We start from the raw sequence: 10,424 nt of genomic DNA, 5'->3' as shown, positions 1-10,424 counted from the left end.
TCGCAGCAACTGCTTGAGGTCTTCGACGCTTTCAGCGATTTCTAGTTTGTAAACCCCTGCCATAGATGCCTCTTGAACCCAATGACAGTTTTATACCATCTGTAGCCCTCCTTTAAAGAATTGGTATTATATGTAAACTCAATCTTAATGCACGCTAGCGAGGGTTTTTCCCGTAGCAAAGTCCGTACCGAGAACAGCGCACGGAAAATCACTACCGAGTTGTTGAATAATGGGGTGATTCGCCGAGTTACAACCTAGAAATAGTAAAGCAGCGTCTTCTGACTCAACAACGGCTTTAAGTTCTTGTGCAATATCACCAAAGCGTAGATGTGTCACCAACGAACCCCGCCATTCTGCTGCAAGGCTTTTCGCTTGCCATAGAATGAGGTCAGCTTGTTCAAATAAATCGGGAGACGTAATCCGTGGCTGAATTGCTGTTTCCCAACGCGATAAAGTTGCTACTGGTTGAAATGCTATCTGAGTTGATTGCTGTAAAAGTCTCTCGGTGGACAATTTAGCAACATCGAATACAGGAGAGGTTGGACAATGATGCTGAGGATGTTCTTCAGCAACATAGACTACATGAACAGTTACTTGCTTTTGAGTTGCTAAGCGAGTTTGATGCGCAATCCACAGTGTTAGATCTAAAGCTGTTTGACTGTTGGGAGAACTGTTATAACCAACAACCAGGTTAACTGATGTCGCCATCGTGTTCTGAGTATGTGCTGCTGGTGGTAACAACATCATTCTTTCGATCGCGTTCGTACCCATTGCGCTTTGTAGACGCGCGAGCATTGGCTTGATATTCATGCGTTTAGATACCTTAGGTCAAAAGCAGGTACAAAAAACTGAGCAGTACGAGCCTCAGACACTGAACGAGATATAAGGCATTATGAAAATGCTTACTCTTCAGTCTCCTCTCGATGCCTACGAAGTTAGCTGACGGGCTAGGACTGAGAGATGTCCTTCTACCTTAATTTTCGGGCTAGTTAGGATAATTAAGGTTTAATAGATACGCCCCATAATGTGGTTCCTCCGCTCTAGCTTTCTTTCAATTCGTCGAAATGATTACCTTGAAAGAAATGTCTAGATTAGGCTGACTTACTCAAATTCTGTAGATTGTATCATCGATCGTGACATCAAGCAACTTCTCTGGCGATCGCGATCGTGTAGATTGCACAAGTTCTAGAATTATTGGTAAAAATCTAAAATGAAAAGATAACGCTTCAGGCATTGAATGCGATGAACCATAAGTTCAAAGTAGTTGCATTGATTAAACCTTTTGGGTACTTAGCACTTGGTTATCTAATGGTGATAAGTGCATATTCTACAGTGCTAGCTAAAACGCCCGTGACGAATCACAAGCAAGCATTCCAGTTAGCGCAGATGGGCGAAAGCAGCACTGAGGAACGAACTCGTTTTATTCAAGCTGCTGATGCTTTATCCAGTCAGGAAAAATTTACTGAAGCTGAAGAGATTTTACGTAAGTTAATTGAAAGATATCCAAAGTATGCTGTAGGACATTACAAACTCGGCAATGTACTATTTCGTCAAAACAAAGCTGAAGAAGCAATCGCTGCCTATCAACAAGCTATCAAACACAATTCACGCTATGCACTTGCTTATAATGCGATCGGCATCGTTCGGGCGCGTCAAGGTAGATGGCAAGAAGCAATTACCGAGTATCAAAAGGCTCTCGAAATTAATCCTGAATATGGTGAAGCTCTAACACATTTAGGACAAGCACTTTGGCAACAAGGAAGACGCGATGAGGCGTTAGCATCGCTAGAAAAAGCGTTGAGTATCTTTAGAAATCAAAATCGGCTCGATCAAGCTTATCGACTCGAACAACTCTTGCGAGAACTTAAACCTGATGACGATCCTTCTGTAGCATAAAGCAGACTATTCTCAAGTTAGATGCTAGCCAGTCTTAAAGACGTGTAATTTGTAAGTAATAAATAAAAATAATCGGTTATTTTGTTTTTATTTATACCTAAAGTGTAGGCGATCGCGCGCTGAGATCGCCTACAAGCTATATGCTTATGAAAGGATTGCTTACATGGCAGACGCACAAGCAACAGAGAACGAAAAATTTCTTGGTGCAGGGAGATCTGGACAAGTCTTTTTAATTGAGAATCAGGATGTCAGTATTGCTAGAAAGATCTTTGCAGGCGACAAGCTGACTAAGTTAGTTCACTATATTTTTTTAGGAGCGCCCAACCCCTATATTTGGAACGAAGATATCATTCGATGTGCGTACTACCGCAGAAAGATTTTAGGTGCTTTAGTTGAGTATTGGTTTGATTCACAATTAAAAGTCTCAGATGCGATCGCCACTGCTTGGAACCAAGAACAGAAAGCATATCAGATTGATACAGAATTTGTAGATGGTAGAAGTGTTGCTTTGTGTCAGCCGTTCACGCGACTGCGAAAAAAAGAATTACCCGATTTAGTTCATCAAGTCATGCTACCACTTCAACAAAAGCTAATTGATGCAGGATTTGATGGTTTAGTTTGGCAAGCAGGAAAAGGAAATCCGGTTGCACTAAATAACTTTTTGCTAACAGATGTAGAACATAACGATACAAATGGTAAATTTAGTTATTACTATGCTTGGATTGATTTAGAATCAGGCGTCCCTGCATTAGCTCCCTTAAATGTTTTGAAGCTTTTCACATATTATATTCCCATGTCTGTTAAGCATGGGCAACCTTTATTTGATGATGTTGATGTTGTCACTCTAAAGAAATATTTGGCAAAACATAAAAAAGCAATAATAGATAAGCTAGGTCGAGATAAATATGCAGCAATAATTGCAGACACTGATAATTTGGAACATCATCAAAGTCAGTGGAAAGAACTCAAACGAGTAGAGCGAAGTATTCAGTATCAACTTAAAAAAGGTAAAATTACTCAGCAACAAGCTGAATGGTATTCTCATCATATTTTTCGCTGGTATTTAAGAGAATTAGTAAGAGCTTGGCAAAAAATCTTACGTTTGTTTGTTAAACTACCAGTTAAAATAATCGAAAAGTTAAAGAAAATTCGATACCGAGATTTCTTTGCACGAGTTTGGAAAGTACTCATCTCACAACGCTACCGATTACAATTTACAAGAGATATAGTTAGAGATCGCATTGATGCATGGGAAGAGCGAACTCAATTAATTCCAGAAGAAGCAAATTTTTTGCGATCGCGTTTAGATCGAGAACACGGTAGTGGCTATTTAGTTGACTTTAGTATTCATGTTGCCTTGAAAATTATCATTCAATCACTTGAATTTATTGTTATTCCTTCACTTTACGCGCTTGGAGTAATTGATGAGATAAGTTTTGGAGTTTTATTTGTAGTTGATGGTCCTATTTTTAGATCAATTTATACTGGCTACAAAAGTATTCAAGCTTTAACTACAGGTCAACAAATACCTTGGGTTGCTTTTCTAGTAGGGTTAATTCCTTTTGTTGGTACTGTTGCTTATCCTTGTCAACTTGTTTATTCAACAGCAGGTAAGCGTGGCAAGATAGCACAATTTATTGTATATGATACTTTTACCCAACTTGGTGAAAAAATTCCTATTTGGGGTGGAGAAGATACATTAACCGAACATTTTTTCAATCAAACTGCTTACAAACTAATTCGATTTTTAAATAACCATGTAAGTGTTTCACGCCGGAAAGTAGTTTCGTAAGTGAGCAATAAACTAAATTAAACATCAATCATAATTGAATACTTACATCTTCGTAAATCGCTGATATAGGACAGTAAAAATCAACGCTGGCTAGGTGTATTTCTTGCCCTTGTTCATACGGATAAAGTTCCCAACGCCCTTTCTCATTACGACGGAAACACTCTACATTCATAGTGTCTTGAGAAATTAACACATATTCTTGAAGCGTCTCTAAGTGGCGGTAGTCACTAAATTTTCTACCTCGGTCAAGAGCTTCGGTACTCTCAGAAAGTACTTCTACGATTAAGCAAGGATACGACTTAAAATAGTCAGTCTTTTGATCTCGCATATCACAAGTTACCATGACATCAGGATAGTAGTAGCGATTGATAGTTTCAATTTGAGCTTTCATATCTGCCATGTAAACGCGACATCCGCTACCTCGAAGATGGTTGCGTAACAAAACAAAGAGGTTTCCTGTTATGGTGACATGAGCGTCACTTGCTCCTGCCATTGCATAAACTTGCCCATCGATATATTCGTGTTTAACTTGGCTTGTTTTCTCCGCTTCTAGATATTCTTCAGGAGACAGATAGTATTCGTACTTACTAGTAATCATAAGTTTCTCACTTATTCTTCATCTCAATCTCATTTTAAAATGAGTATCATAGCTACTTTGAGTTACATCATGACTTCCATAACTGCATTAACTTCAGATCTTGCACCGTTTTCATCTATTACCCAATTGCTCGCCCTCTACTAAAGTGCGGGCTAACAGCCAAAGTCCAATTTATCAGACTGAATCAGTTTTTCAGTCCACTTTAAGTGAGCTTGAGCTATCAGCATGGGAATTGATTCCCAGGCGGGCTGTATGGTTAATTTATTTCGGGTGATGGTAGTGAAGATAACCGCACTTCTCTATCAGAGTGTGAACCTGGAAAATTTTGAGTATACGAATAAGCTATTCGCGTACCTTATCATGCAATTTATGAAGTCGAAAAGGCTCAAGTAGAAGTATATCACTTAATCGACAATGCTTACCAATTGATGTCACTGAATGAGCCTAGACATTATGCGATCGCACTGATGAAAGTAGAGTTAGAAATTTGGGTATGAAACTTACAAAAGAATAAAAATCTCCCAACACCTAGGGCGTGGGAGTTTGTTTGTGGAAATTAGAAAATACTTCAAACCCTTTGATTCAATAATTGTTGAATGTCAAGTATTCTTATTTATACTTTTTTTTGTGCTCTGGTCAGCCTATATTTATTCAACTTATGTAAATTGAAACGGTACTAACGACGAGAAGACAATGCCATAACAATTCGCAATACATACCAGAACAACAAAGCAACTGAAGCAAATAATTCTAAGGAAGCTGCTACATATTGATTCTTGGAATAGTGATGCATCACCTTTGACGTGTCATAAAGGATTGCTGCTGAAGCAAATCCCACCATTGCTACTGAAAAGAATAACCCCAGTGTGAAACCAAATAAAATACTACAAATAATCAGTCCTAGCGCAATAAACCCACCAACTTTGAGTATTCCACCTAAAAAGGAAAAGTCTTTACGGGTTGTAAAGGCAACTGTTGTTAATCCACCAAAGAGTAATAGCGTCAGAATGGCAGCTGTGGGAATCACGCTTGGATCAAAAAACACTGCTGCAATGTACAGCAAGGGTGCAAAGACCAAAGCTTCTGCTACGACGTAAACTCCTAAACCGATATACTGAATTTGTACTGAATCTGCTTGGGATGCTAATTCTCGTGATATCCAACCTAGCAAGGCAAATGCTCCGAGAATACCAAGCCAGGTAAACCGACTTGCCATAACAAAGTTAGTCACGGCTTCAGCAATACCTGTCTGAAATAGCAAGAACTCAATCACAATAAATGCACTTACTGCTCCAGCAAGATGCGTATACGTACGTTGAATAAATTGAGCGCGTTCGTCAGGTCGCGCTTGTGCAACTGTCAACATAGATTTGATGTTTTAAAACTAATAGAAGCTATCTGCAAGCTTAGCTTCTACTCTAGATACTCAGTAGAGTAAAAATGCGGAAGTAAGCGGCGATCGCAACCACAAAATTAGCTGAATGTAACTCTATCAATAATCGTAAAAATACTCACAAAAGGGTAGGCAAAAGCCCACCCTGTTACTTATTGAATAACACCAGAATGACCAGGAATATCTCCCATTGGTTCAAATCTTCCACCCAAGTATTTTGCTAAAAACTCCTCCGCTACAGCATAAAAATGCAAGCGGTTTTCAGGACGCGCAAAACCGTGTCCTTCATCGGTGTAAAGTACATATTCAACAGGCTTCCCTGCTTTTTTTACAGCTTCAACGATTTGGTCACTTTCGGCTTGTTTAACGCGCGGATCGTTTGCACCTTGGGCAATTAGTAGTGGTTTTTTGATACGGTCAGCGTAAAATAAAGGCGATCGCGACTTTAAAAAATCCTGTTCAGTCTCTAAATTACCAATACGATGCGCTTCCATTGCTCTTAATGGTTCCCAGTAGGGGGGAATACTCTCCATCATCGTAATTAAGTTGCTAGGACCAACAATATCCACACCCGCCGCAAAGACATCAGGAGTAAATGTTAATCCGACTAAGGTTGCATAACCACCATACGAACCACCCATGATGGCAATTTTTTGCGGATCGGAAATTCCTTGTTCGACTAACCAATTTACTGCATCAACCAAGTCATCGTGCATTTTTGCACCCCATTCGCGATTACCCGCGTTGAGGAAGTTTTTACCGTAACCTGTCGACCCTCGGAAATTGACTTGCAACACTGCATAGCCGCGATTTGCTAGCCATTGCACTTCCGGATCGTAACCCCAAGTATCCCGCGCCCAGGGTCCACCGTGAACTAATAGTACTGTTGGTAAATTCTTTGGTTCAATTCCGACTGGTATTGTTAAGTAGCCATGAATTGTTAACCCGTCGCGTGCAGTGTAAGCTATCGGTTGCATCGATGCGAGTTGTAAACCTTCAAGTTTCGGCTGATTGCTAAAGAGTAGCGTGCTATTTTTTGATTCGCGATCGTAAGTGTAGTAATAAACAGGACCATCATCAGTGAGGTAAGATACTAGCCAAGTTTTATCTGCTAAGTCACGGCTACTGATAGCAAATTCACCATGATGTACCTGCGCAATTGCTGCAAAATCAGGTGCAATACTTTGATCGAGAATTTGCCACTCTTCCTTATCTTTGTAGAACGAAACAGCCTGGATTTGACGTGAAAGTGGTTGCACGAGGACACCATCAACATCATACTGAGGATCTTCAGCAACGACCCTTTCTTCACGAGTTGCTAAATTTAAGGCAATCAGTCGCTGCGTATTTGCTTCGTGGCTAGCAATGAGATACAGCGTTTGACCATCATTAGAAAATAATACTGGAGCACCTTCGTCATCGGGTCCCCAGTGACGTAACAATTGCCATTCTCGATCTAGATCTCGATACAAAAGATCTGAACCACCATCTGGGGTAGTTGCGATCGCTGCTTTTATCTGAAATTGTGCATCTGCTAACCAGCCAACGATATTTCCTGGATTTTCGGTATCAAATTCGACTGCGCCGTTTTTCAAGTTAACTCGATAGACATCATGCTTGCGCAGATCTTGTAAGTTTAACCCTACAAGTATTTCATTCGGGAAGTTTGGATCGAGTCCCACTGGTTGTGCTTGAATTCCTTGAAAGGGAGTTAAATCGCGGACGATCTGTGTATTAATATTTACTGAATACAAATGCCAGTTTTCATCACCATCGGTATCTTGGAGATAAATTAACTGTTCGCCTTCATACGTCCAAAAGTAGACGCGGATACCGCGTTTTTTATCGTCAGTGAGTTTGCGATCGTCTTCTTGTCCTACTGTACGCAACCATACTTGTAAAACGTTCTTGTCATCGGGTGCAATATATGCTAAGTATTTCCCATCAGGTGATAGTTGCGGGCGCGCGCGTTCAGGATTGCCAAACAGGATTTCGCGCGGAATTAGTGGTGGTAGCTTGGATAATTGAGTTTCTGTTTCGGTTTGCATTGTTATTTAAGAGATACGGCATCAAACGATTTAAGTAGGGAGTGGGTAACGGGTAATAGGTAATGGTAATGGGTAAATGTTGGTAGAACGTCTTTGTAATGACCAATTACCAATAACCAGAAGTTGCGATGACTTTCACCCCTTTACTTATATTGCTTTTCTTCTACAGTAGATGAAAGCTTCTCGCAGCTGCATCGTATTTGCTAAAGTGCAAGTAGAGTAATAACACTACAAGCAGTTCACATTACATTTACAGCAAGAGGGAATTATGGAAGCTTTAGTAAAACAAAAGTGTACTGCGTGTCATAAAGATGCACCCCGCGTCACCGATGCAGAAATTGCTGAACTCAAACCTCAAATTCCTGACTGGAATATTACTGAAGTCGACGGGGAGGCGCGTTTGGAACGTACCTATAAGTTTCCCGATTTTCAATCTGCGCTTGATTTTACTAATCGTGTTGGTGCCATAGCTGAAGAAGAAGGACATCACCCTGCATTACTGACAGAGTGGGGCAAAGTTAAAGTCAGTTGGTGGACTCATGCCATTTCTGGATTACACCGTAATGATTTCATTATGGCAGCAAAAACCGATCAAATTGCTGCTGGTTTGTCACAGTGAAATTAGAGGATGAGTGGTAACAGGTAATTGGTAATGGGTAATACTTAATTTGTTGTTGGAAGCGATCGCTTTTTAACCTTCCGATTGAATTTGTGTGATTAGCTCTTTTGTAGCAGGTAAATACGTTTCATCTCCATTTGTTGTTGGAAGCGATCGCTTTTTAACCTTCCGATTGAATTTGTGTGATTAGCTCTTTTGTAGCAGGTAAATACGTTTCATCTCCTTGTTTGCGAAACAAACTAGATGCTTGTTGTAAATCTGCGGTCGCATTTTGTCGATTATCTAAGCACCAATAAATCAATCCTCTTGTCTGTCCTGATGTTATAGCGTACTGGATATCTCTACGGTTTCCATCACCAACTTGGGTTGAATTCAGATCTTGCACCATTTTCATCTGTTACCCGATTGCCCGCCCTGCACTATAAAATGCGGGCTAACAGCCAAAGTCTGATTTATCAGACTGAAAAGCTGATTCAGTCCACTTTGAGTGGGCTTGATCTATCAGCCTGGGAATTGATTCTCAAGCGGGCTGTATGGCTAAACTGAGAATGCTGCAAGATTTCAGTTGAAGGAAAGGTGATTCCTACTGTGTTAAGCGGTATTGCGCCTGAACCTAAAGCCGTAATCGCGATTCGATTAACTCCAGGACGAAACAGATTTGCCGGAAATTGAACAACTGTGCCACTAATTGTAAATGGCAATGCATTCTGAACAGTTTGACCGGTAAAGGATCTAACTGCATATCCATCACTAGGAGCAGTTATACTCGCTTGAATGCTTCCTCTTGGCTTCGCTTAGCAAAATAGACTCTAGCGATTTTCGGTGTTGATACTGTCGAACTGTACAATAAGTTAGTGCGATCACTTACTCTACACTAGCGTAATTCTACTGAAAAAACGCGGACTCCTGTAACAATATTAATCTTCTCAGTGAATTTACACTTGTATTTGTGTAAGTAACTTGTTATGGTCTTTAACCACTTTTTTTTCTTACGGTTACTTAGAAAACGTAGTGTTATTTTGTATGCAGTTATCTTATAATATTTTTTTGTTTCTCAGCTTGCTGCGCAGAACATCTAAACTACTCGCAACGTACTCGCGCTAATTTCACAAGCATAAATAATGGGGAAATTTAACTTCGACTACTTTAGCCCAGCGTACAAGCAATAATGGTTTGCTGCATCACTGCGATCGCAATCTCGATCATCCCAATTCTCAAAGGTCGACTTATTGATAATGTTCAGGAATTGCTATTACCAACATTGGATATTTCAACCTATTTACACTAAATTTAAGGCGTCAAGATAAAACCATCTGCTACTTACAACGCAGCTTTTCTTTGAGATGAAAACTTGATTGGACTAAGTTCAAGTTTTTTTACATAGTTTTTAACTAAGTGAATCAGTTTTTGTCGTTGCGGCTTTAATGATGATGCCTTATGAGGTCTCAGCGCTAATTGTGTAGGATAATGCTCAAATATGATATCAAGTTGGCTTTTTCCTTCAGAATTCCATAATTGTTCTATCGGCTTAAATTCTTCGGAATGAGGAAAGAGTGGATTGTTACTGGATATTACCTTCGCGTATTGTGTTAAAGGCTGAAAGTGAATTGAATACTCTAATTTTGCATCTAAAGTTTCTCTTAACTCAAAGCACGGAAAAAATTCAGGAAAGCGTTGTCTAGCTTCTTGAAACCGATTGTAAATTTCTTGTTGCCAACGTCTGCGACAGAGGCTAATAAAAGCGTTGTTGATATTCTGTATTTGTATAAATTTTAACAACCCATCAGCTGATAATGGTTGTTGAGTATATAAAGGAAACTTTGGCAATGGAGCGAAAAAAGGAGAAAATAGAGTATTTTGATACGGTTGATTTCCCTGCGTAGAAATACGTAGTAATGACATATTGCTCAGTTTTGAATCATCAGCTAATATGCCTTTTTCCATGACTACTGCTGTTTGTCTTAGTTTAGTTAATTCTTGCATAGTCTCTTACTCGATTTGATGCACAAGGAAACTTGATGTAGTTTTCAGAATATTGGTTGAGTATGACAAGCGCATGACAAACAAGTGACAATAGT

11 protein-coding genes, 1 pseudogene and 1 riboswitch are annotated in these 10,424 nt (G+C 39.7%); of the genes and pseudogenes, 5 read left to right on the top strand and 7 right to left on the bottom strand.

All coding sequences use genetic code 11. The annotated features are described in order from the left end of the window. Window positions 1–144 precede the first annotated feature (144 nt). Complete coding sequence (locus B1A85_RS22095; RefSeq protein WP_104548879.1) at window positions 145–810, bottom strand: universal stress protein; 666 nt, start codon at window positions 808–810, stop codon at window positions 145–147. Between the two features lie 99 nt (window positions 811–909). Beyond that, a riboswitch (cyclic di-AMP (ydaO/yuaA leader) is annotated at window positions 910–1,072 on the bottom strand. A 33-nt stretch (window positions 1,073–1,105) separates the two neighbouring features. After that, entirely contained in the window at window positions 1,106–1,234 is a 129-nt protein-coding gene (locus B1A85_RS25740; RefSeq protein WP_256387492.1) for a hypothetical protein, read from the bottom strand. 8 nt (window positions 1,235–1,242) lie between these two features. On the opposite strand from B1A85_RS25740, the gene B1A85_RS22090 reads away from it, so the two are divergent. Both B1A85_RS22090 and B1A85_RS22085 read left to right on the top strand, forming a co-directional pair. Further along, entirely contained in the window at window positions 1,243–1,896 is a 654-nt protein-coding gene (locus B1A85_RS22090) for a tetratricopeptide repeat protein (RefSeq protein WP_104548878.1), read from the top strand. A gap of 163 nt (window positions 1,897–2,059) precedes the next feature. After that, window positions 2,060–3,688, top strand: a complete 1,629-nt coding sequence (locus B1A85_RS22085; RefSeq protein ID WP_104548877.1) for a hypothetical protein — start codon at window positions 2,060–2,062, stop codon at window positions 3,686–3,688. 28 nt (window positions 3,689–3,716) lie between these two features. On the opposite strand, the gene B1A85_RS22080 is transcribed toward B1A85_RS22085, so the two are convergent. Beyond that, window positions 3,717–4,286 (bottom strand): Uma2 family endonuclease, encoded by a 570-nt coding sequence (locus B1A85_RS22080; RefSeq protein ID WP_104548876.1) that lies wholly within the window; start codon window positions 4,284–4,286, stop codon window positions 3,717–3,719. A gap of 260 nt (window positions 4,287–4,546) precedes the next feature. On the opposite strand from B1A85_RS22080, the pseudogene B1A85_RS26370 reads away from it, so the two are divergent. Further along, window positions 4,547–4,777, top strand: a pseudogene (locus B1A85_RS26370) (Uma2 family endonuclease); the annotation flags it as partial. A gap of 185 nt (window positions 4,778–4,962) precedes the next feature. Here B1A85_RS26370 and B1A85_RS22075 read toward each other — a convergent pair. Continuing rightward, window positions 4,963–5,652 (bottom strand): Bax inhibitor-1 family protein, encoded by a 690-nt coding sequence (locus B1A85_RS22075; protein WP_104548875.1) that lies wholly within the window; start codon window positions 5,650–5,652, stop codon window positions 4,963–4,965. Between B1A85_RS22075 and B1A85_RS26365 the strand changes: the two genes are divergently transcribed. Continuing rightward, a complete protein-coding gene (locus B1A85_RS26365) occupies window positions 5,587–5,724 on the top strand; it encodes a hypothetical protein (RefSeq protein WP_210404678.1) in 138 nt (45 codons plus the stop codon). The two genes, B1A85_RS22075 and B1A85_RS26365, sit on opposite strands and share 66 nt — an antisense overlap. 107 nt (window positions 5,725–5,831) lie before the next feature. Here the strand turns inward: B1A85_RS26365 and B1A85_RS22070 are convergent, their stop codons facing one another. Beyond that, complete coding sequence (locus B1A85_RS22070; protein WP_104548874.1) at window positions 5,832–7,727, bottom strand: S9 family peptidase; 1,896 nt, start codon at window positions 7,725–7,727, stop codon at window positions 5,832–5,834. Between the two features lie 268 nt (window positions 7,728–7,995). Between B1A85_RS22070 and B1A85_RS22065 the strand changes: the two genes are divergently transcribed. Continuing rightward, a complete protein-coding gene (locus B1A85_RS22065) occupies window positions 7,996–8,346 on the top strand; it encodes a 4a-hydroxytetrahydrobiopterin dehydratase (protein ID WP_104548873.1) in 351 nt (116 codons plus the stop codon). A 160-nt stretch (window positions 8,347–8,506) separates the two neighbouring features. Here the strand turns inward: B1A85_RS22065 and B1A85_RS22060 are convergent, their stop codons facing one another. Next, complete coding sequence (locus B1A85_RS22060; protein WP_104548872.1) at window positions 8,507–8,734, bottom strand: hypothetical protein; 228 nt, start codon at window positions 8,732–8,734, stop codon at window positions 8,507–8,509. A 932-nt stretch (window positions 8,735–9,666) separates the two neighbouring features. After that, window positions 9,667–10,329, bottom strand: coding sequence for a hypothetical protein (locus B1A85_RS22050; protein ID WP_104548870.1), 663 nt, complete (start codon window positions 10,327–10,329; stop codon window positions 9,667–9,669). Window positions 10,330–10,424: the final 95 nt, after the last annotated feature.

Origin of the sequence: Chroococcidiopsis sp. TS-821 (assembly GCF_002939305.1) — a bacterium.
Taxonomy (GTDB): domain Bacteria; phylum Cyanobacteriota; class Cyanobacteriia; order Cyanobacteriales; family Chroococcidiopsidaceae; genus Chroogloeocystis.
The sequence above is the reverse complement of the archived record's forward strand: the minus strand, read 5'-3'. Positions and strand labels throughout refer to the sequence as shown.